This is a genomic window from Microvirga yunnanensis, assembly GCF_025460875.1.
Genome location: NZ_JAMXFI010000108.1, coordinates 1 through 20,048 on the forward strand (window position 1 = coordinate 1; position 20,048 = coordinate 20,048).

At 64.9% G+C, this 20,048-nt stretch carries 18 protein-coding genes, 1 rRNA gene and 1 pseudogene; 7 read left to right on the forward strand and 13 right to left on the reverse strand.

The annotated features are described in order from the left end of the window. Positions 1-125 (reverse strand): 16S ribosomal RNA (locus NF876_RS33450); the annotation flags it as partial. 886 nt (positions 126-1,011) lie between these two features. On the opposite strand from NF876_RS33450, the gene NF876_RS33455 reads away from it, so the two are divergent. The 3 genes from NF876_RS33455 to NF876_RS33465 all read left to right on the forward strand — a co-directional run bounded on the left by NF876_RS33455 (position 1,012) and on the right by NF876_RS33465 (position 3,631). Then, positions 1,012-2,550, forward strand: coding sequence for a PAS domain-containing sensor histidine kinase (locus NF876_RS33455; protein ID WP_373696761.1), 1,539 nt, complete (start codon positions 1,012-1,014; stop codon positions 2,548-2,550). Further along, positions 2,540-3,151 carry a response regulator FixJ gene (fixJ, locus tag NF876_RS33460; protein WP_262272467.1) on the forward strand — a complete coding sequence of 204 codons (612 nt, stop codon included), beginning with the start codon at positions 2,540-2,542 and terminating at the stop codon, positions 3,149-3,151. The genes NF876_RS33455 and fixJ overlap by 11 nt, the downstream gene beginning before the upstream one ends. Before the next feature lie 111 nt (positions 3,152-3,262). Further along, complete coding sequence (locus NF876_RS33465) at positions 3,263-3,631, forward strand: response regulator (protein WP_262272468.1); 369 nt, start codon at positions 3,263-3,265, stop codon at positions 3,629-3,631. A gap of 316 nt (positions 3,632-3,947) precedes the next feature. On the opposite strand, the gene NF876_RS33470 is transcribed toward NF876_RS33465, so the two are convergent. The 11 genes from NF876_RS33470 to hemN form a co-directional block, all read right to left on the reverse strand. Then, on the reverse strand, positions 3,948-4,634 hold the full coding sequence (locus tag NF876_RS33470; protein WP_262272469.1) for a helix-turn-helix domain-containing protein: 687 nt from the start codon (positions 4,632-4,634) through the stop codon (positions 3,948-3,950). Between the two features lie 143 nt (positions 4,635-4,777). Then, positions 4,778-5,893 (reverse strand): hypothetical protein, encoded by a 1,116-nt coding sequence (locus tag NF876_RS33475; protein WP_262272470.1) that lies wholly within the window; start codon positions 5,891-5,893, stop codon positions 4,778-4,780. Then, a complete protein-coding gene (gene ccoS / locus NF876_RS33480; RefSeq protein ID WP_262272471.1) occupies positions 5,890-6,039 on the reverse strand; it encodes a cbb3-type cytochrome oxidase assembly protein CcoS in 150 nt (49 codons plus the stop codon). Before ccoS ends, NF876_RS33475 begins: the two co-directional genes overlap by 4 nt. A 3-nt stretch (positions 6,040-6,042) precedes the next feature. Continuing rightward, positions 6,043-8,280 (reverse strand): heavy metal translocating P-type ATPase, encoded by a 2,238-nt coding sequence (locus NF876_RS33485; protein WP_262272472.1) that lies wholly within the window; start codon positions 8,278-8,280, stop codon positions 6,043-6,045. Positions 8,281-8,292: 12 nt separating this feature from the next. Further along, positions 8,293-8,793, reverse strand: coding sequence for a FixH family protein (locus NF876_RS33490; RefSeq protein ID WP_262272473.1), 501 nt, complete (start codon positions 8,791-8,793; stop codon positions 8,293-8,295). 11 nt (positions 8,794-8,804) lie between these two features. Continuing rightward, positions 8,805-10,262 carry a cytochrome c oxidase accessory protein CcoG gene (ccoG, locus tag NF876_RS33495; RefSeq protein ID WP_262272474.1) on the reverse strand — a complete coding sequence of 486 codons (1,458 nt, stop codon included), beginning with the start codon at positions 10,260-10,262 and terminating at the stop codon, positions 8,805-8,807. A 296-nt stretch (positions 10,263-10,558) separates the two neighbouring features. Further along, positions 10,559-11,443, reverse strand: coding sequence for a cytochrome-c oxidase, cbb3-type subunit III (ccoP, locus tag NF876_RS33500; RefSeq protein ID WP_262272475.1), 885 nt, complete (start codon positions 11,441-11,443; stop codon positions 10,559-10,561). Positions 11,444-11,447: 4 nt separating this feature from the next. Continuing rightward, the gene (locus NF876_RS33505) at positions 11,448-11,603 is read right to left on the reverse strand and encodes a cbb3-type cytochrome c oxidase subunit 3 (protein ID WP_262272476.1); all 156 of its coding nucleotides are present in this window, start codon (positions 11,601-11,603) and stop codon (positions 11,448-11,450) included. Positions 11,604-11,614: 11 nt separating this feature from the next. After that, positions 11,615-12,349, reverse strand: coding sequence for a cytochrome-c oxidase, cbb3-type subunit II (gene ccoO, locus NF876_RS33510; protein ID WP_262272477.1), 735 nt, complete (start codon positions 12,347-12,349; stop codon positions 11,615-11,617). Between the two features lie 11 nt (positions 12,350-12,360). Next, complete coding sequence (gene ccoN / locus NF876_RS33515; RefSeq protein WP_262272478.1) at positions 12,361-14,025, reverse strand: cytochrome-c oxidase, cbb3-type subunit I; 1,665 nt, start codon at positions 14,023-14,025, stop codon at positions 12,361-12,363. Between the two features lie 114 nt (positions 14,026-14,139). Next, positions 14,140-15,489, reverse strand: coding sequence for an oxygen-independent coproporphyrinogen III oxidase (gene hemN, locus NF876_RS33520; protein WP_262272490.1), 1,350 nt, complete (start codon positions 15,487-15,489; stop codon positions 14,140-14,142). A gap of 253 nt (positions 15,490-15,742) precedes the next feature. Here hemN and NF876_RS33525 point away from each other — a divergent pair. Beyond that, positions 15,743-15,889, forward strand: a pseudogene (locus NF876_RS33525) (aldehyde dehydrogenase family protein); the annotation flags it as partial. 128 nt (positions 15,890-16,017) lie between these two features. After that, complete coding sequence (locus tag NF876_RS33530; protein WP_262272479.1) at positions 16,018-16,857, forward strand: 3-oxoadipate:acetyl-CoA acetyltransferase; 840 nt, start codon at positions 16,018-16,020, stop codon at positions 16,855-16,857. A gap of 111 nt (positions 16,858-16,968) precedes the next feature. Here the strand turns inward: NF876_RS33530 and NF876_RS33535 are convergent, their stop codons facing one another. Further along, positions 16,969-17,748, reverse strand: coding sequence for an IclR family transcriptional regulator (locus tag NF876_RS33535; RefSeq protein ID WP_262272480.1), 780 nt, complete (start codon positions 17,746-17,748; stop codon positions 16,969-16,971). 175 nt (positions 17,749-17,923) lie between these two features. On the opposite strand from NF876_RS33535, the gene NF876_RS33540 reads away from it, so the two are divergent. Further along, positions 17,924-19,099, forward strand: coding sequence for an ABC transporter substrate-binding protein (locus tag NF876_RS33540; protein WP_262272481.1), 1,176 nt, complete (start codon positions 17,924-17,926; stop codon positions 19,097-19,099). 84 nt (positions 19,100-19,183) lie between these two features. Continuing rightward, positions 19,184-20,047: a branched-chain amino acid ABC transporter permease gene (locus NF876_RS33545; RefSeq protein ID WP_262272482.1), complete on the forward strand. Its 864-nt coding sequence runs from the start codon at positions 19,184-19,186 to the stop codon at positions 20,045-20,047. The last annotated feature ends 1 nt before the right edge of the window (position 20,048 follow it).

Below are 20,048 nucleotides of genomic sequence, written 5' to 3' on the forward strand. Positions count from 1 at the left end.
ACTGAAGGGCACGTTCCCACGCGTTACTCACCCGTCTGCCACTCACCCCGAAGGATGCGTTCGACTTGCATGTGTTAAGCCTGCCGCCAGCGTTCGTTCTGAGCCAGGATCAAACTCTCAAGTTGAAAGAATTTGATCTCGACTGTTGTCACTACGCAAATTGACAGAGCACCTCCATCTCCAGGTTTCCCTGAAGCGGTGTACTCACCAAAGCGTAAGACTGGTCGATGTTCATTCCATCCAGCCCCATAAGGGCCGGCGCAAGGACACCGCCGCCTACGCTTCTCTTCCCTCTCAACAATGTCAAAGAGCACGTGCCCCGCTCAGGAGACACAAAAAAGAACCTCAGGCCGCCCAACCATCCCTCGCGGAACGATCCGGCCCCGAAGCCTCCGGGCGACCGGTCCGTTGCCGAACCCCGCCGCCGATGAGACTGATCTAGTCCCTGTTCCTTCCCCTGTCAACAGCCCGGCGAAAGTTTTTTCAAGCTTTCGTCCGCGCCGTCAAAGATCTCCCGGGGCAATCTCAGGCCTCTCTCAAGTAAAGCCCAAGCAACCCCGTTCGCAAAAACGCCAGAGCGCCTGCGTCGATCCCGCCGGAAGGCCAAACCCCCCGGCCCATGCCGGAAAAAACCGCCAGAGGAGCCGCACACCCGCCCGAAAACCCTTCGAACCCGTGCCGCTCATAGCCCAGACCAGATCACCAGCCCGTCCCGAACGCAGCGCGCCAGAGCCCCGGCATCCCTGCCGCAGCCCGCACGCACCAACCCTGTTCGGCAAATGACCCCGCCGACCGCTCACGCAAATCACCAGGGAGGCGCTCATATAAACCCTCCCGGACACTTTGCAAGAGACATCTTCAAAGGATCGTCTCAAGCGTCAACAGGAGGGTGCCTAACGGTAATATAGTTATGACCGGTCGGCCCGCAAGGGGCTGACGGGCGTCAAAGGCAGTGCATAGCGGGGCGCCCGGTGGTGATTGGCCGCTGGCAGAACAGGACGTGAAATTGTTATGCTGCCGCCCTGGAGAGACGTCATATTGTCAGATCAACAACCCGACCCCAAGACAACCGCCGAGCTTCTGATCGAGACCGTCACCGATACGGCCTTCGTCGTGCTCGATCCCGACGGAACGGTCGCGAGCTGGAGCCGCGGCGCGGAGCACATCTACGGATGGAGCCGCGACGAGGTGATCGGGCGCTCGGCATCCGTCCTGTACAGTGCAGCGGATGGTTCCGAGGCGCTTCGTCATGACATCGATGCTGCTCGATCAACCGGGCGTCACAGGAGTCAAGCCCTCCGGCCACGCAAGGACGGATCCGTCTTCATGGCCCTGGCCACCCTGACGCCGCTCGCCGAGGGCGAAGGGTGCGGCATTGCGATGATCACCCGGGACATCACTGCGTCGGTTGTCGCCGAGGAGGCGCTGAGAACGCGGGAAGCGCATCTGCGGTCGATCCTGGAGACCGTTCCGGACGCCATGGTGGTCATCGATGAGCAAGCCCGTATTCAGTCGTTCAGCGCCACAGCGGTGCGTCTCTTCGGCTACGAGCCCACCGAGGTGATCGGAGAGAACGTCAAGATCCTCATGCCGCCGCCGTACCGCGAGCAGCATGACGGCTACATGCTGCGTTATCGCACCACGGGCGAAAGGAGGATCATCGGAGTTGGACGCGTCGTCGTCGGGCAGCGCAAGGATGGTTCGACCTTTCCCATGGAACTGGCGGTCGGCGAGATGCATTCGGGAGGGATCCGCTATTTCACGGGTTTCATCCGCGATCTGACGGAGCGACAAAGGACGGAGACCCGCCTGCAGGAACTTCAATCCGAACTGGTTCACATGTCGCGCTTCACGGCTCTCGGCGAGATGGCCTCGACGCTGGCGCATGAAATCAACCAGCCGCTCACCGCCATCACCAACTACCTCAAGGGCTGCAGGAGAATCCTGGAGCGGATGGAGGGAGACGCCGTTCCCATGCTGCGTGATGCGGTCAACGAGGCGGGCGAGCAGGCCTTGAGGGCCGGGCAGGTGATCCGCCATCTGCGCGAATTCGTGGCCCGGGGCGAGAGCGAACGCCATCTCGAAAACCTGCCAAAGCTCATCGAGGAGGCGAGCGCTCTCTCTCTTGTGGGAGCAAAGGAGCAGGGGGTCAGGGTCGTCTACGATTTCGATCCGGATGCTCCCTACGTGCTTGCCGACCGGATCCAGATCCAGCAGGTTCTGCTGAACCTGATCCGAAATGCCATCGAAGCCATGCAGGAGACGCAGCGGCGGGAGCTCCGGGTCGCCACCCGCACGGTCGATGCCGGGCATGTGGAACTGAGCGTGGAGGATACGGGGCCGGGACTTGCGCCCGAGGTCGCAGCTCAGCTCTTCCAGCCCTTCGTCACGACCAAGAAGCACGGAATGGGCGTGGGGCTGTCGATCTGTCGGACGATCGTGGAAGCCCATGGCGGAAAGATCTGGGCCGAATCGACCCCCGGGGCGGGAACCGCGTTCAGATTCACGTTGAGATTGGTCGGCAGGGAGGAGATGTCGCATGCAGAGTGATGTTGCGGTGCATGTGGTCGATGATGACGTGGCTGTCCGGAAATCTCTCGCGTTCCTCCTCGCTTCGGAGGGACTTCCGGTCCGCCTGCATGAATCGGCCTTAGCCTTCCTCGACGATGCGCCGGCCGTCGAGACGGGATGCATCGTGACGGATGTCCGCATGCCGGGGATCGACGGAATCGAACTGATCCGCCGGCTCAAGTCCCGCGGCGTTCTCCTGCCGGTCATCGTGATGACCGGCCACGCGGATGTGCCGATGGCCGTTGAAGCCATGAAGGAGGGAGCGGTCGATTTCCTGGAGAAGCCTTTCGGGGACGAGGTGTTCCTGGCAGCTGTCCGTTCGGCCCTGGCCCGTCAGGAAAAAAGCAGCCACCATGGAACTCAGGTGGCCGAAGTCCAGCGGCGTTTCGATGCCTTGTCCGAACGCGAGCGGCAGGTTCTCGACGGTCTGGTCGCCGGGAAGGCCAACAAGGTGATCGCCTACGATCTCGGGATCAGCCCGCGGACGGTGGAGATCTACCGGGCCAACGTCATGGCCAAAATGCAGGCCAAGAGCCTGTCGGAACTGGTCCGTCTGGCCCTTCTGATCGAGACCAACTAACCCCTTAAGGAATATTCCTGAGTAGGGGGGCGGCTCCTTTCGTGCATAATCCGCCATGTTGGCCAAATGTCATTGCCCTTTGGCCGGAACCGATGATTGCGCGGGCGCTTGATGTCTTACCCCACGGGGCCGGTCTTCGTCGTGGACGACGACGACGCGGTCAGAAACTCATTGAAGTTCGCTCTGGAGCTTGAGGGTCTGACCGTGCGGCTGTTCAAGGGCGGCGCGGAGCTTCTGGCCGCGTCGGATCTACCGGCGGGCGGCTGCTACGTGATCGATTACAACATGCCGGGAATGACCGGGATCGAGCTCGTGGGACACTTGCGGCAACGTCAAATCGATTGCCGGGCGATCCTCATCGCATCCCAGATCAGCGACGATCTCAATCGTCGCGCAGCCCGATCGGGGTTCCGGGTCGTTCTGGAGAAGCCGCTCCACGACAGCGAGTTGCTCGACAGCATTCACGCGGCGCTCTCTTAGAGCATCGGACGGACCCAGAGGGCCACGCTAGTGAAAACCGGATCCACTTTTCGCTGACGCGGCCCTCTGGGTCCGTTCTGACCGATGCTCTCATTCAAGAAGAATGCATCGGATGGATCCCAAAAGGGCAAGTCCCCTTTTGGGTCCGATGCTTTAGGACCGGGCCTGCCCCGTCGCCCGAAGCCGAGGGATATCCCATTCCGTCCGGCCTGGATCGACGTCCTTTGGAAGCCGTTCGGCCTTGCGTGCTCGGGACGGCAAGGCTGAAAGAGCCCGGACCGGTCGGAGACGGTGCCGGGCCTGCCGAGATCCTTCCTTACGCGTTCAGACGCTCGAGCGCCGCCCTGTCGCTCAGCACCACGTGGCGGGCCGAGGGGAGCGCGATCATGCCCTGACGCTCGAGCTGCGTGAAGGACCGCGAAACGGTTTCGATGGTCAACCCGAGGTGGTCGGCGATATCCGTGCGTGACATGGGAAGATCCAGAGTGTCGTCATCGGCGGTGCGCTCGGCCATGTCGAGGAGGAAGGACGCGATTTTCTCCAGGGCTGACTTGCGGCCGAGCAGGAGCATATGGTTCTGTGCCCGGACCAGAGAGCGCATCATTCCCATGGTCAGGTCGCGGGAGAGTTGCGCATCGCTTCGGGTCATGGCGGCAAGGTGGCTGCGACGGTAGGCGACGACGATGCAGTCGCCGACGGATTCCGCGCTGAACCGGTACTCCTCGCCAGCCTCGAGGCCGAAAATATCTCCGGCCAGATGAAAGGCATCGATCTGCCGCCGCCCGTCGCTGAGGAGCTTGGACGTGCGCACCACGCCCGACAGGACCTTGTAGACGAAAGCGGCCCGGTTCCCTTCGGCGAAGATCTCCTCATCCTTGGCGTAGGACTGGACCGAGCCGACGCCGGGAGCCGCTGGCTCCGCCGGCTTGCACAGGGGCGGAACCTCAAGGCTGAACAAGGGAAGGGCCGAAGGGGAGGCCTTGGTGAGGAGCGCTGTCTGCATCGGACCCTCGCGAACTCGTGAACGTGATGATGCTCCATGGGTACCGCCGCTGAGGCGGGTCAAAAATTCAGGTCTGATACCTAAGGGGTTTTCCTTAGGTCGTCTCTCCGGTCGCACCGAGACGGCCCGGCGCGCGGCAGGTGTTATGCCGCGAGGCTCGCCGCGAGAGTGCCGAGGATTGCACCTATGAGCGATATGCCGTCGTGCAAGCCGAGGAGCCATCGCGGGACGGGGCCGCTCCCGTGGAGCGAAAGCGTGGTGCCAAGGACGACCAGCGACCATCCGCCCCCGACGCAGGCGGCTCCCAGCGAAAACCCGCCCGCATCCGTGGACAGCATGAATGCGGCCGCGCCGGCCGCCAGCAGCAGGCCTCCTGTCACGGAGAGATGAACAGGGCGGGCCAGACGGGGAAGGAACGCCATGAGCAATGACGGGGCGTACATGGCCATCACATGCCAGGCCACGGCCCCTACAGCCGCTTCCGACGGCGCGCAGCCGACGACCGCGATCGGCGTCGCACCCATCAGGGCTGTCATCGTGAACCATCCGACCGCGCCGGTCACGGTCGGCGGAAGGAAGGAGCGCCATACCGGCGCGCCGGCGGCTGCGGTTGCCCGCTCGCGACGGCTTTGGTAGGGCAGAGAGGCGGTCGCCAGGAGAGACGCTACGTGAGCCAGAGCGGCTGCAGCGGCGGTGCCGGCAAAAACCCGCGGAGACGCCAGACCCTCCGCGACGCCGGCGAGGGTCGGAGCGATGAGGCCCGCCAGGGTGGCTGCGCCGAACACGATCAGAACCGTGCCGGCTCCCTTGCCACCGACCGGAATCGCGGCATGGCGATAGAACAGGCTGAAGCCGCTGGCAATTCCGAGCCAGAACGCGCCGAGCACCAGAGCTCCGAAATTCATGGACGCGAGAGCCCAGACGAGAACGAGCCCGCCGGCGGCGCCGAGACTGGCGCCGAGGGAGAAAGCGGCCCGCCGGCCGAACGAGTCGAGCAGGAGCGACGCGGGCAGGCTCGCAAGAGCCGCCCCGATATAGAAGGCCGTGTAGGGGAGGGTGACCAGGCCGTGGCCGGGGGCGAGGGACAGCCCGGCCAGGGGCAGGATGCTGAGTGTCAGGATCTGGGCGAGAACCGAGAACGCGAAGCCCGCGGCCAGGGGCGCCGTGCCGGAGCGGCCCGCTGTTGGGCCGCCCAGCGCGCCCGGTTCACAGACACATTCGAGCTGTCCCGCCCGGGGCATGGCGGCCGAAGCGGTCATGTCCGGACATCGTCGTCGGACAGGACCCGCACGGCGGCTCCCTGCACGTCGTCGTATTGACCGCTCTTGAGCGACCACATGAAGGCGGCAAGGCCGCACAGGCCGAGCAGCAGCGCCATCGGCACGAGATAGATCAGAACGTCCATGGCTCAGGCTCCTTGGGCTGCCGGACGGAGCGGCGACGGGATCGGCTCACCCTGCGGCACGGCCGGCCCGCGCCCGTGGGCCCGAAGGGCGTTGAGGGTCACGAGGGTCGAGGAGCCCGACATCGCAAGAGCCGCAACCAGCGGCGTGACATAGCCGAGAAAGGCGAGCGGAACCGCAATCAGGTTGTACACGAGGGCGATGCACAGATTCTGGCGCATCAGGCGGTGCGCCCTCCGGGCAATTTCAACGGTGTCCTGCACGGGCCGCAACATCTCGCCCAGGAAAACGGCATCGGCCTGCGCCTGGGTCAGATCGGCGGCGCCGATCGGCGACAGCGACACGTGCGAGGCGGCCAGAGCCGGCGCATCGTTGAGGCCGTCGCCGACCATCAGCACCTTACGGCCTTCGGCCTTGAAAGCCTCGAGCGCATCGATCTTGTCGGTCGGCTTGCAGCCGCCGCGCCACCCCTCGATTCCGAGGGCTGCCGCGACCGGCGCGACCGCCTCCGGTCGATCGCCCGACAGGATGCGGCAGTCGAAGCCGTCGTCGCGCAGGCTCCGGACGACCGCGACGGCATCCGGGCGCAGCGCCTGCCGCACGAGCAGGACCGCTCTCCTGCCGCCCCAGGAGAATGCAATCGCGGACGCCGCCGGATCGCTTGCGGCCACCTGGGCGGCACAATCGTCTATCCCGCAGAAGGCCGGCCGGCCCAGCCGCATCTCCTGTCCGTCCACCATGGCTCGAACGCCCTGGCCGGGCTCTTCGACCACGCCGTCGTAGGGGCTTCCCTGAGCGATGGAAGCGATGGCGGTGGCCAGCGGGTGATGGCTCGACAGGGCAAGACGGCCGGCCGCTCCCAGCAAAACGGGATCGATATCGCCTGCATTGACGATACGCATGCCCGGCATCGTCAGGGTTCCGGTCTTGTCGAACACGATGGTGTCGACCGTCGCCAGACGCTCGAACACGTCTCCCGTGTTGAGGAAGATTCCGGCACGGAAGAGGGCTCCCGAGGCGACCACCTGGACCACCGGGACGGCGAGCGCCAGAGCACAGGGACAGGTGATGATGAGCACCGCGACCGCGGTGATCAGGGCGTCGTGGACTGACGCCCCGGTGGCGATCCAGGTCAAGGCCGTGAGGGCGGCAGCCGCATGAACGACCGGGGCGTAGACCTTCGCGACGCGGTCGGCCAGCCTCACATAGCGGGACTTGGCCGCCGCGGCGTTCTCCAGAAGGCGCTCGACCTCGTCGAGGAGCGTGCCCTTGCCGGCGGCGGTGACCGTCACCGTCAGGGTGCCATTGGCGTTGAGGCTGCCCGCGTAAACCTGACTGTCGGCCTGGACGGAGCGGTGGGCGGTCTCGCCGGTGACGAGGCTCTCGTCGATCTCCGACCGACCGGCGACGACGACCCCGTCGACCGCGATGCGCTCGCCGGGACGCACAAGGACCCGGTCGCCGGTCTTCAAGGCAGCGGTCGGCAGGAGAACGACTTCGCCGCTCTCTTCGATCCTGTGAGCCACTTCGGCGCGAAGCGATGCCAGGTTGCCTGCCACTGCGCGGGTCCTGCGGCGCATGGCCTGATCAAGGTAGCGACCACAGAGCAGGAAGAAGAGGAGCATGACCACCGAGTCGAAATAGGTATGCTCGGCGGAATTGATCGTCTCGACGACGGAGACGGTGAGCGCCAGAAGGATACCGATGACGATCGGAACGTCCATGTTGGTGCGGCGGTTGCGCAGGGCATTCATCGCGCTCTGAAAGAAGGGCTGGCCCGCATAGGCCACCGCCGGGAGGGCGATGAGAGCCGCCAGCCAATGGAAGAAATCACGGGTTTCGGGTGTGATGTCCGTGACGTTTCCGGACCAGACCGATACCGCCAGCAGCATGATGTTCATGGAGGCGAAGCCGGCCACGGCGAGGCATTTCAGGAGCCATTTGGCTCGGCGTTCCTCTTCCTCCTCCACGAGCCCGGACCGGAAGGGATGGGCCCGGTAGCCGAGACGCTCCAATTCGTCGACGACCTGGGTCGGGGACAACGCCCCCTCGCGCCATTCGACGGCGAGCCGGTGGTTGGTGTAGTTGAGCCGTGCATCGACGATGCCGGGAAGCCGGCACACGCCGCCTTCGATCTCGTCGATGCACGCGGCGCAGTCGATCCCCTCGATGGCAAGGTCGAGATGGGATGTGCCATCGCCCTGGTGTTTCACGTAGATGGAAAGGTCGAGCGCTTCGGTCATCAGGGAAGGCTCCTAGAGCGAGATGCGGGTCTTCGAGCGAAACAGGGTCTCGGTCTCGCGCTTCAATTCGATGACGAGGTCCCACCGGCCCTCCGGCATGGGGGTGATGCTCCTGAACCGACCCGGGGTCACTTCGACGACCTCGAGCGGGACGTCCCGGCGCTTGTCGGTCGGATGGGCCAACCGGATCTCGGGGGAGAGCCCCGCCAGCGCCTGTCCTCGGGCATCCCTCGCCGTAACGAGCACGCCGGCCGGACCATCGCGCTCGAGGGACGCCTCGACGGACCAATGGCGCGAATCCTGGGCCCGAGCGGCCGCGAGGTCGTTCTTGAACGACAGGCCGGCCTTATAGGCGCTCTCCGTCTCGACCCCGCTGAAGCTGGAGATGGCGACCCGGACCATGTAGAAGTTCATGGCGAAGATGACGCCGAAGAACGTCACGAAATAGAGCAGAACCGTCCGTCCGGTGATCGGTCGCGACCCCCGTCCCGGCTTGATGGCTGTGGTGGACATGGGAATTCTCCTCAGGGAGCCTTGAAGTGATCGCTCGTGCTGGCCGTGTCGCCGGTGGCGAGATCCGTCAGCACGAACCGGAGCGGCATCGAGTCCTCGGCGCGGGAAGCCGTATCCGTCACCAGGACGCGGGTCTCGCGGGTCTGGTCCGGACCGACGGTCACGATGGGGCGGCCCTGCTGATCGAGATCTCCGCCCACCACGTCGATCCTCGCCTCAGGCAGACCGTCGAGGCTGAGGGAGTAGCGCCGCTCATCGAGGTTCTTGTTGGCGATCCGGATCGTGAACCCGTTGCGGATCGACCCGTCCGAAAGGCGCACGTAGAGCGGGTTGCGATCGTGCATCACGCTCAGGTAGAGGCTCTGGCGCATGGCGAGCGACCCGATCATCACCAGGCCGACGACCGCCATCAGCCCCGCATAGAAGAGGGTGCGGGGGCGCACGATGCGGCGTACTTCCGGACGACCCTCGATCCGAGCCTGGACGTTCATGTCCGTGTCGTAGGCGATGAGGCCCTGCGGACGCCCGATCTTGGTCATCACGGTGTCGCAGGCGTCCATGCACAGGCCGCACTGGATGCAGTCGAGCTGCAGGCCCTTGCGAATGTCGACCCCCGTCGGGCAGACGGCCACGCATTGGTTGCAGTCGATGCAGTCGCCCGCGGGCAGCCCCTGCAGCTTGAGGACGTCGTTCTTCTTCACGGAGCCGCGCGGCTCGCCGCGATCGTAGCGGTAGGTGACGTTGAGCGCATATTCATCCGTGAGCGCCGCCTGAATGCGCGGCCAGGGACACATATAGGTGCAGACCTGCTCGCGCATGAACCCGGCCAGGGTATAGGTCGTGAAGGTCAGGATACCGATCCACAGGTAGGCGACGAACGATGCCCGGAAGGTCGCGAGCTCAGACACCAGGGTCGGCGCATCGGCGAAGTAAAGCACCCAGGCGCCGCCGGTCCACCAGGCGATCATGAGCCAGATGCCGTGCTTGAGGACCTTTCTGCCAAGAACGGGAAGAGTGAGCCTTTCCTCGTCCTGGCGCATCCGCTCGCGCCGGTCCCCTTCGATGAAGCGCTCCACCGCGTAGAACAGGTCGGTCCAGACGGTCTGAGGGCAGAGATAGCCGCACCAGATCCGGCCCGCGACCGCGTTCATCAGGAAGAGGGTCAGGGCCGCCAGCACGAGAAGGCCGGTGATGTAGTAGACCTCCTGCGGCCAGATCTCGATGAAGAAAAAGTAGAACCGGCTGTTGGCCAGGTCGACCAGAATGGCCTGATCGGGCGCGTTGGGGCCGCGCTCCCACCGGATGAACGGCAGGAAGTAATAGATCCCGAGCGTGATCGCGAGCACGACCCACTTGATCGTGCGGTAGCGGCCCTTCACGGCCTGCGGGTAGATCTGCTTTCGGGGCGCATAGAGCGGCGCATCGTCGGCCGAGGCTCCGAGAGGGTGGGGAAGAGGGGCGTCAGCCATCGAATCCGTCGCAATCGTCTCGATCTGAATGACGATGGGATACGATGAGGACGACGGAGCCGCCTTGATTCAAATCAAGCAGCGACCGGAGCAGGCTCCGGTCGCTCGTTTCTCGCGTTTCCAACAGCTGAGAGCTGCTTCCCCTCACGTGGTGCCATCTCTCTTGTCTGCCTGGCTGGATTTTTGACGGTGAACCGGATCCACTTCACCGAAACATGCTCACATCCTTGAGCGGCGCATCGTTCGAGGCGGACCCAGCGGGCCGCGCAAGCGGCCCGCTGGGTCCGCACAATGCGCTAGCGAGCCTGATCGCCGCCCAGGGAATGCACGTAGAGGGTCAGTGCCTTGATGGTCGTGTCGTCGAGACGCCCATGCCAGGTCGGCATGACGCCGCCGCGTCCATTCGTCAGGCCCTCGACGATGGTGGCCTTGTCGGCGCCGAACAGCCAGATCTTGTCGGACAGGTTGGGGGCGCCGAGGTCCTGATTGCCCAGGCCCTTCTCGCCATGGCAGGCCGCGCAGTTGTCGGCGAAGACCTTGGCGCCGGCAACCAGATCGGCGCCGTTGCCGGTCGGCAGGCCCGACAGGGAGCGGACATAGTCCGCCGCCTGCGAAATCTCCTCCCGCTTGAGCATCCCGTCGCGCCCGAAGGCCGGCATGGAGCCGGAATGGCCCTGATCGCTCGTGGAGCGGGCGCCATGGCGGATCGTCTGCTCGATCTGGGCGAGCGAGCCACCCCAGAGCCAGTCGTCGTCGTTCAGGTTCGGGTATCCCTTGGCGCCGGCGCCGCCGGCACCATGGCAGGGGGCGCAGTTGTCCCCGAAGGCGGCCTTGCCCTGCGCGCGGGCGAAGGCGAACAGTTCAGGGTTCTGTCGGATCTCGTCCAGAGAGCTTGCGGCGAGCTTCGCCGTCATGCCGGAACGCTGCTCTTTGAGAGCGTCGAGCTCCGCCACCACCGCATCCCGCGACTGCCAGCCGAGGGCGCCCTTGGTATAGGAGGAGACCAGTGGCCAAGCCGGGTAGGCGATGCAATAAGCGATCGCCCAGGCGATGGAGGCGTAGAAGGTCCACAGCCACCAGCGCGGCAACGGATTGTTGAGCTCCTGAATGTCGTCCCAGCTATGCCCGGTGGTCGTCACGCCGGATATGGCGTCGACCTGTTCGTGCTTGTCGTGAGCCATGGGATCAATCCTCCTGGAGAGGCATGCGGGAGGCCGCGTCGAAGCGGTCCTTCCGTGAGGGGGCGAGGGCATAGATCAGCACCGTCAGAAAGACGGCGACGAAGTAGACGAGCCCCCAGGTCTGGGCGAATTCAGCAAAGAACTTGTATGCGGCCGGCATGGTCTTGATCCTCAGCGCACGTTGGCCTTGTTGTCGTAGAGCTTGAAGTCGACTTGCGTGCCCAGCATCTGCAGATACGCGATCAGGGCGTCGGCTTCGGTGACCTTCTGCGGATTGCCGTCGAAGGCCCTGGACTGCGCTTTCGGGTAGCGCTTGGCGAGGTCGATGGCATTCGGGTCGTCGGCATTGGCCTGGATCCGGACGTCGCTCTCGGCATGCTTCAGCATCTCGTCCGTGTAGGGGACGCCGAGCGTCGCCTGCACCTTCAACTCCTCCGCGATGGCCGACGCGTCGAGTTCCGTCGTTTCGAGCCAGGGATAGCCGGGCATGATCGAGCCGGGAACGACCGCACGCGGATCCTTGAGGTGATCCTTGTGCCAGTCGTCGGAGTACTTGTTCCCGAGGCGGGCGAGATCCGGCCCGGTGCGCTTGGATCCCCATTGGAACGGCCGGTCGTACATGCTCTCGGCGGCGAGCGAGTAGTGGCCGTAGCGCTCGACCTCGTCGCGCAGCGGGCGGATCATCTGGCTGTGGCAGTTGTAGCAGCCTTCACGCACGTAGATGTTGCGGCCGGCGAGTTCGAGAGGGGTGTAGGGCCTGACGCCCTCCACCTTCTCGATGGTGCTCTTCAGGTAGAAGAGCGGCACGATCTCCACGAGGCCGCCGATGGAGATCACGATCAGCACGCCGATGATGAGGATGATCGAGTTTGTCTCGAAAATCTTGTGGCGGGACCAGAATGACATGACCGTTTCCTTTATTCCGCGGCAATGAGCGCGGGCTGCATGGCCCGAGGGGCTTCCTCGACCGCCTCTCCGACCGAGATCGTCTTCCAGACGTTCCAGGCCATGATCACGCTGCCGGCCACGAAGAAGGCACCGCCGAGCGCACGGATGACATAGAAGGGGTTCATCGCTTCCACCGTCTCGATGAAGGAGTATTCGAGGAAGCCGAGGCTGGTGTAGGCACGCCACATGAGGCCCTGGAGGATGCCTGCCACCCACATCGACGAGATGTACAGGACGATGCCGAGGGTCGAGATCCAGAAGTGCCAGGACACCGCCTTCATGGAGTAGAGCGCCTTCTTGTTCCACAGCCAGGGAACGAGGCAGTAGATCGCCCCGAAGGAGATGTAGGCGACCCAGCCGAGCGCTCCGGCATGGACATGGCCGATGGTCCAGTCGGTGTAGTGGGACAGGGAGTTCACGGCTTTCACGGACATGAGCGGTCCCTCGAACGTCGCCATGCCGTAGAAGGCCACCGACACCACCATGAGACGCAGGACCGGATCGGTGCGCAGCTTGTCCCAGGCGCCCGAGAGCGTCATCAGACCGTTGATCATGCCACCCCAGGAGGGCATCCACAGCATGACCGAGAAGACCATGCCCAGGGTCTGCGCCCAGTCGGGAAGGGCGGTGTAGTGCAGGTGATGGGGACCTGCCCAGATGTACATGAAGATCAGCGACCAGAAGTGAATGATCGAAAGGCGGTAGGAATAGACCGGCCGCTCGGCCCGCTTCGGGATGAAGTAGTACATGATGGCAAGGAAGCCGGCAGTGAGGAAGAAGCCGACCGCGTTATGGCCGTACCACCACTGCACCAGGGCATCCTGCACGCCCGACCATACGATATAGCTCTTGGGCGAGAAGAGGGAGACGGGGATGGCGGCGTTGTTGCCCAGATGCAGGACCGCAATGGTCAGGATGAAGGCGAGATAGAACCAGTTCGCCACATAGATGTGGGGCTCCTTCCGGCGCATGACCGTGCCGAGGAACACCAGGAAATAGGTCACCCACACGACCGTGAGGAAGAGGTCCGCGTACCATTCGGGCTCGGCATATTCCTTGCCCTGGGTGATGCCGAGCAGGTATCCCGTTCCGGCGATCACGATGAAGAAATTGTAGCCCAGCACCACGAACCAGGGAGCGATGTCGCCGACCATCCGGGCGCGGCAGGTGCGCTGCACGACATAGAACGAGCTGGCGATCAGGACGTTGCCTCCGAACGCGAAGATCACCGCCGAGGTGTGCAGCGGCCGCATCCGGCCGAAGGACAGCCAGGCCGTGTCGAAGTTGAGCGCCGGGAAGGCGAGCTGAAGGGCGATCAGCAACCCGATGGTGAAACCCGCAATGCCCCAGAACACGGAAGCGATCGTGGCGAATTTGACCGGGCCCATGTTGTAGTTCGGCTTGCCGCCGAAGGTCAGCGGCGGCCGTTCGGCGGGCCGCTCGTAAAACCGGTTCACGATGGCGAACACGGCGGCAACGCTGGCCGCTGCGAAAAGATAGGCATGAAAGGCGTATTCCGGCGTATAGGCCTTCGCCGCGATGATGATGCTGAGGAGTGCCAAGCCGGCGAAGGCAAGGGCAGAGCCCATCTCGCCGAAGGTCATTCCTTTTGAGGGTGCTGCCGCTTGAGCCATAGGCTTCGACCTTTTGAGAGTATCGGCGAGGCCGTGAGCTTCGCCGTCAGGAGAGTCGTTTACGGGGAGGGCCGGGAAGGGGCATTGATGCAGATCAAAGGCCCGGACGGTGCCTTACAGAGCCCGGGAGTGACGTTGGGCGCCGTTCTCGAGATATCGATCGAATACGGCGCAGACGGTCCGGACGAGCGCCCGGCCCTCGTCCGGGATCGTCAGCGTCAGTCCGTCGCGGACAACGAGCCCATCCGCGGCCAGTTCGTCGATGGTTGCGATCTCATGACGGAAATCCGCGGCGTTGCGGTGAAACTCCGATGCAAGTCCATGCAGATCCACGGAGAAATCGCACATCAGGCGCTCGATGATCGTCCGGCGCAGGCGGTCATCCTCGGACAACGCCACCCCGCGCACGATGGGAAGCCTGCCGGCCAGGATCGCCTCCCGGTACGCGACCGTCGTCGGCGCATTCTGGACGTAGCCCTGCGGTAACGACCCGATCGCCGAGGTGCCGAAGCCGATCAGGGCTTCCGCTTCGTCGGTGGTGTAGCCCTGGAAGTTGCGGTGGAGGCGTCCGGCCCGGTGACGGATCGCCATGGGATCGTCGGGCCGAGCGAAGTGATCGATCCCGATCTGGACATAGCCCGCGCGAATGAAGGCATCGGCCGCGGCCTCGCGCTGCTCGACGCGCGCCACCGCATCGGGGAGCGCCGCCTCGGGCAGGAGGGCCTGATGGCGCTTCATCCAGGGGACATGGGCGTATCCGAACAAGGCGATGCGGTCGGGATCGAGCCGCAGTGCAAGCTCCACGGAACGCCTGACGCTCGCGATGCTCTGGAACGGCAGGCCATACATCAGGTCCAGGTTCAGGCCGCTCACGCCGGCCTGGCGCAGCCACGCGGCAACCTGCGCCGTCTGTTCGAACGACTGCACCCGCCGGATGGTCTCCTGCACCTTGGGGTCGAAATCCTGGACGCCCAGGCTCGCGCGGCCAAGCCCGGCCGCCGCAAGGGCGTGAACGTGCTCCGGCGTGATGGTTCTCGGGTCGATCTCGACGGCGATCTCGGCCCCGGGCCGAATGTCGAAGGCACTTCCCAGCCGCCGGGAAATGCGCTCCAGATCGCCCGGGGACAGGATCGTCGGCGTTCCTCCGCCCCAATGGATGTGGGACACCGCCATGCGGCCGGGCAGGTGACGCGCCACGATCTCGATCTCCCGCTCCAGGCACTCCACATAGGCCGCGATGGCCTTGTAGCTGCGGGTCACGGCGGTGTTGCAGCCGCAATAGAGGCAGAGTTCCGCGCAGAACGGCACGTGCAGGTACAGCGACAGGGGCTGGTTCTGCTCCAGCTCGGCGAGCCAGGAGCCATAGGTACGGTCGGTGATATCCGGCTTGAAGTGGGGTGCGGTGGGATAGCTGGTATAGCGCGGGACGCGCTGGTCGTATCGGGCAATGAGATCAGGGGTCATGGTGGAAGCTTGCATGGAAGCTCCGCGATCCGCTTTGACCTGGATCAACGCTGGCAAGTCCCTGGAACGGGATACCAATCGCGCATGCGATGGATCTCCCATCCGGAGCGGGCGTCCCCGGGCCTCCGCGGTGCGTCTCGAACGCGGAGCCGTCCGCGCCATCTCGGTGTTCTATCGACCGATGGCCGAGCAGCAGACAGGACGGACGTCAACCTTCTCACCGACGGCCGGTACGTGGCCGCCTCCAACGGCGCCACCTTCGAGCGGCGAGGCCCAGATGCCGTTCGGCGGCGTGAAGGCGAGCGGCTGCGGCCGGTTCGGCGGCAAGGCCGGCATCGCCGGGTTCACCGAGCTGGGCTGGATCACCATCGAGACCGGTCCGAATCCTTTCCCGATCTGAGGACGCCTGCGGCGTTTCCCAGATCGTCGCGTGGAACTTTCGCCCGCCCGGCTCGCTTGCCCTGCGCGGCGCCCTAAGTGCCATGAGGCTCTTTCATCTTTATCCCGGGCGCCGTCAGGAGGGCAGTCGTGAGGCCGGTCATCATTGCCGTTGCGATCACGGGATCGGTCCCGCGCAGGAAGGACAATCCGGCGGTGCCGATCACCCCGGACGAGCAGATCGAGTCGACCCGTCAGGCCTACGAGGCGGGCGCCACGCTCGTGCACATCCATGTCCGCAACGACGACGAGACGCCCTCGTCCGATCCGGAGCGCTTCGCGGCCGTCCAGGCGGGTGTGGTCCGGCACTGCCCGGGCATGATCATCCAGTTCTCGACCGGCGGCCGGGGCCGCGATCCGGCCCAGCGCAGCTCCGCCCTCGGGCTTCGTCCCGACATGGCCTCGCTGTCGACGGGTTCGGTGAACTTTCCCACCATTATCTACGAGAACCACACGGTTCTGGTGGAGGAGATGGCGGGCAAGATGATGGCGCTCGGCATCCGCCCGGAGATCGAGGTCTTCGACCTGTCCCATCTTCATGCGGCCAGGCGGCTCGCCGACAAGGGGCTCGTCGACGATCAGCCGCATATCCAGTTCGTCATGGGAATCCAGAATGCGCTTCCGGCGGAGGAGCGCCTGCTCGACATCCTGCTCAGGGAAGCCAAGCACCTGTTCCCGAACTGCACCTGGACGGCAGCCGGCATGGGGCGCCACCAGGCCGCGGTCATGGGCTGGGCGCTCGCGCGAGGCGCGGACGCGGTCCGGACCGGCCTCGAGGACAATATCCGCATCACGAGGGAGCGTCTCGCCTCCAGCAATGCCGAACTCGTCGAGCACGCTGTGCTCGCCGTCGAGCGGCACGGCCACCGCGTCGCGACGCCCGAGGAGGCGCGGGCTCTGCTGGGGTGCAGACCCGTCTCGGCGGCCTAAAGCATCGGACCCAAAAGTGGACTTGCACTTTTGGGATCCATCCGATGCTTTCTTCTTGGATGAGAGCATCGGTCAGAACGGAAAACCGGATCCACTTTTCCGTCCGATGCTCTAAAGCATGTAGCGCAGGGTCTCGCTCGCGGCGCTCAGCGACGGCAGGAAGCGCTCGCGCATCTCGTCCGCCGAGACGCGCCCGGCCTGGGCGCTGAGGTTGAGCGCGATCGTCACCTGGCCGTTCTTCTGGACCACCGGCACGGCGATGGAGCGCAGGCCGAATTCGAGTTCCTCGTTCACGAGGGCGTAGCCTTGTGAGCGGGTGGCCTCGAGGACGGCCCGGAACGCGGCCTTGTCGGTGAGGGTCTTCGGCGTCCTCGCCTCCAGGCGGACGCGCCCCAGATAGGCGTCGATCGCCGCCTCGGGCTGGTAGGCCAGGATCGCACGGCCCAGGGAGGTGCAATAGGCGGGGAGGCGGCTGCCGACCCCCAGGCCGATGGACATGATGCGGCGGGTGGCTGAACGGGCGATGTAGACGATGTCGTCGCCGTCGAGGATCGCGGCGGAACTGGATTCGCCCGTCGCCTCGGAGATCTGCTCGAGAAAGGGCTGCACCCGGGTCGAGAGGGACGCGGACGAGAGATAGGCGTAGCCGAGCCGCAGGATGCGGGGGCTCAGGGAGAAGTAGCGCCCGTCGAAATTCGCGTAGTTCAGCCGGGTCAGCGTGAGCAGGTAGCGCCGCGCCGCCGCGCGGGTGATCCCGGTCAGCTTCGACACGTCGGACAGGGTCAGGCGGGGCCGGCTGGCATCGAAGGCCTCGATCACGAGGAGGCCCTTTTCGAGACTGGCCACGAAGTCCCGGTCGATGCCCTGATCTTCGATGTCCGCACCCTGCATCGCTCTCTCCGAAGGGGTATGGTGAACTTTGGTAGCCTTGACACCCCCAGGGCAAACCGTACTACATGTGCGATATAGCTTTCAATGTTCGCAAAGCGCACAAGCATCTAGACGATAGGATGAGAGGACCGCGATCCTGGACAACGAGATCGGGCGGCTCAGAGGGAGGAACGGAATGAAGGTTTCCAAGGCAATTCTCGGGGCCGCCATCGGGGCCCTGCTGACAGGCTCGGCCATGGCCGACACGATCAAGGTCGGCATCATCGGCCCGTTCTCGGGCCCCTTCGCGCTCCAGGGCAAGAACTTCCAGGCCGGCGTCGAGGCCTACATGGCGCTCAACGGCAAGTCCGTGAAAGGCCACGACATCGAGGTGATCTACCGCGATCTCCCGGCGGCGAACCCCGCCCAGTCCCGCGCCCTGGCGCAGGAGCTGGTGGTGAAGGAGAAGGTGCAGTATCTCGGCGGCGTGTACTTCACGCCCGACGCCATGGCGATCACGCCCCTGCTCAAGCAGGCGAACACGCCGCTCGTGATCTTCAACGCCGCGACGTCCGCCATCATGACCCAGTCTCCCCTGGTGGTGCGCACCTCGTTCACGACCGCCCAGACGACCTCGCCCCTGGGCAAGATCGCCACCGAGCGCGGCGTCAAGAAGGTGATCTCGGCGGTGAGCGATTATGGCCCTGGCGTCGATGCGGAAGCGGCCTTCAAGAAGGCGTTCGAAGCCGCCGGCGGCCAGGTGGTCGAAGCCATCCGGATGCCGCTCAACACCACCGATTTCAGCCCGATCATGCAGCGCGTGCGCGATTCCGGCGCCGAGGCGGTGTTCGCCTTCCTGCCGTCCGGCCCCACGACGCTGGGCTTCGTGAAGGCCTATAACGAGACCGGCCTGAAGCAGGCCGGCATCAAGTTCTTCGCGCCGGGCGACCTCACGCAGGAATCGGATCTTCCCGCGCTCGGCGACGGTGCGGTCGGCCTTCTCACCACGTTCCATTACGCGGTGTCGCACGACAGTCCCGAGAACAAGAAGTTCGTCGAGGCCGCCACCAAGGCGGTCGGCGGGGCCGACCAGCTCTCCTTCCCGTCGGTCGGCGCCTATGACGGCATGCACGTGATCTACAAGATGATCGAGGCGACGGACGGCAAGCAGGACGCCCAGAAGGCCGTGGACGCGGTGAAGGGCTTGTCCTGGACGAGCCCCCGCGGCCCGGTGAGCATCGACGCCGAGACCCGGCACATCACGGAGAACATCTATCTCCGCGAGGTCGTGAAGGGCCCGGACGGCAAGACCTATAACAAGGAGATCCAGACCTTCCCGAACCAGAAGGATCCTGGCCTCGCCACCCAGTAATCGGGCGGCTCGCACTCTCGAAGACGCGGCGCCCCCATGCCGCGTCTTCCGCTCAACCGATCAGCCGCGCGCCCGGGATCATCCATGCAGACCGTCCTCAGCATCGCGATCGACGCCTTTGCCTACGGCATGGCCCTCTTCATCATCTGCATCGGCCTGTCGCTCACGATGGGGCTGATGCGGGTGGTGAACCTGGCCCATGGCGCCTTCGCGATGATCGCCGGCTACATCGCCTCATACGCGGCGCGCGATCTCGGGCTCGGCTACGCGGCCGCGATCCTCCTGGCGATCACCGGCACGGTCGTCATCTCCATTCCCCTGGAGCGCCTGCTCTACCGCCGGATCTACGGCCGGCCCGAGCTGACCCAGGTGCTGATGACCATCGGCATCACCTTCTGCGTCATCGGCATCACCAACTACTTCTTCGGCCCGACCCTGAAGACCATCCCGCTCCCCGGCAGCCTGAGCCAGCCGGTGGATGTGGGCTTCAAGACGATTGCCGCCCACAGGCTCTTCGTGATGGCCTGCGGGGTCGTCGTGGCCGGCGGGCTCTGGTACCTGATCGAGAAGACCGATTTCGGCATCAAGCTGCGGGCCACCGTGGATAATGCCGCCATGGCCGACGCGCTGGGTGTGCGCACGCAGGTGGTCTACGCCGTCAGCTTCGCCATCGCCATCGGGCTCGCGGCCCTCGGCGGCGTGGTGGGCGCCGAGTTCCTGCCCATCGAGCCCTATTACGCGCTGCGCTACATGGTGACCTTCCTGGTCGTGGTGTCGGTCGGCGGAGCCGGATCGATCCCCGGGGCGGTCGCCGCCTGCCTTCTGCTCGGCGCGGTGGACACGACCGGGCGCTACCTGATGCCCGAATTCGGCAACTTCTTCTTCTATGCCGCCGTGATCGCCATCGTGTGCGTGTTCCCGCGCGGCTTCTTCGGAAGGGCCCAGTAAC

Coding starts and splice junctions, on each gene's coding strand:
- NF876_RS33475 (WP_262272470.1), bottom strand. CDS start 5,893: ATGACCGCTTCGGCCGCCATGCCCCGGGCGGGACAGCTCGAATGTGTC.
- ccoP (WP_262272475.1), bottom strand. CDS start 11,443: ATGGCTCACGACAAGCACGAACAGGTCGACGCCATATCCGGCGTGACG.
- NF876_RS33465 (WP_262272468.1), top strand. CDS start 3,263: ATGTCTTACCCCACGGGGCCGGTCTTCGTCGTGGACGACGACGACGCG.
- ccoS (WP_262272471.1), bottom strand. CDS start 6,039: ATGGACGTTCTGATCTATCTCGTGCCGATGGCGCTGCTGCTCGGCCTG.
- NF876_RS33540 (WP_262272481.1), top strand. CDS start 17,924: ATGAAGGTTTCCAAGGCAATTCTCGGGGCCGCCATCGGGGCCCTGCTG.
- NF876_RS33490 (WP_262272473.1), bottom strand. CDS start 8,793: ATGTCCACCACAGCCATCAAGCCGGGACGGGGGTCGCGACCGATCACC.
- NF876_RS33545 (WP_262272482.1), top strand. CDS start 19,184: ATGCAGACCGTCCTCAGCATCGCGATCGACGCCTTTGCCTACGGCATG.
- ccoG (WP_262272474.1), bottom strand. CDS start 10,262: ATGGCTGACGCCCCTCTTCCCCACCCTCTCGGAGCCTCGGCCGACGAT.
- NF876_RS33535 (WP_262272480.1), bottom strand. CDS start 17,748: ATGCAGGGTGCGGACATCGAAGATCAGGGCATCGACCGGGACTTCGTG.
- NF876_RS33470 (WP_262272469.1), bottom strand. CDS start 4,634: ATGCAGACAGCGCTCCTCACCAAGGCCTCCCCTTCGGCCCTTCCCTTG.
- ccoN (WP_262272478.1), bottom strand. CDS start 14,025: ATGGCTCAAGCGGCAGCACCCTCAAAAGGAATGACCTTCGGCGAGATG.
- NF876_RS33505 (WP_262272476.1), bottom strand. CDS start 11,603: ATGCCGGCCGCATACAAGTTCTTTGCTGAATTCGCCCAGACCTGGGGG.
- NF876_RS33455 (WP_373696761.1), top strand. CDS start 1,012: ATGCTGCCGCCCTGGAGAGACGTCATATTGTCAGATCAACAACCCGAC.
- NF876_RS33485 (WP_262272472.1), bottom strand. CDS start 8,280: ATGACCGAAGCGCTCGACCTTTCCATCTACGTGAAACACCAGGGCGAT.
- fixJ (WP_262272467.1), top strand. CDS start 2,540: ATGCAGAGTGATGTTGCGGTGCATGTGGTCGATGATGACGTGGCTGTC.
- ccoO (WP_262272477.1), bottom strand. CDS start 12,349: ATGTCATTCTGGTCCCGCCACAAGATTTTCGAGACAAACTCGATCATC.
- hemN (WP_262272490.1), bottom strand. CDS start 15,489: ATGACCCCTGATCTCATTGCCCGATACGACCAGCGCGTCCCGCGCTAT.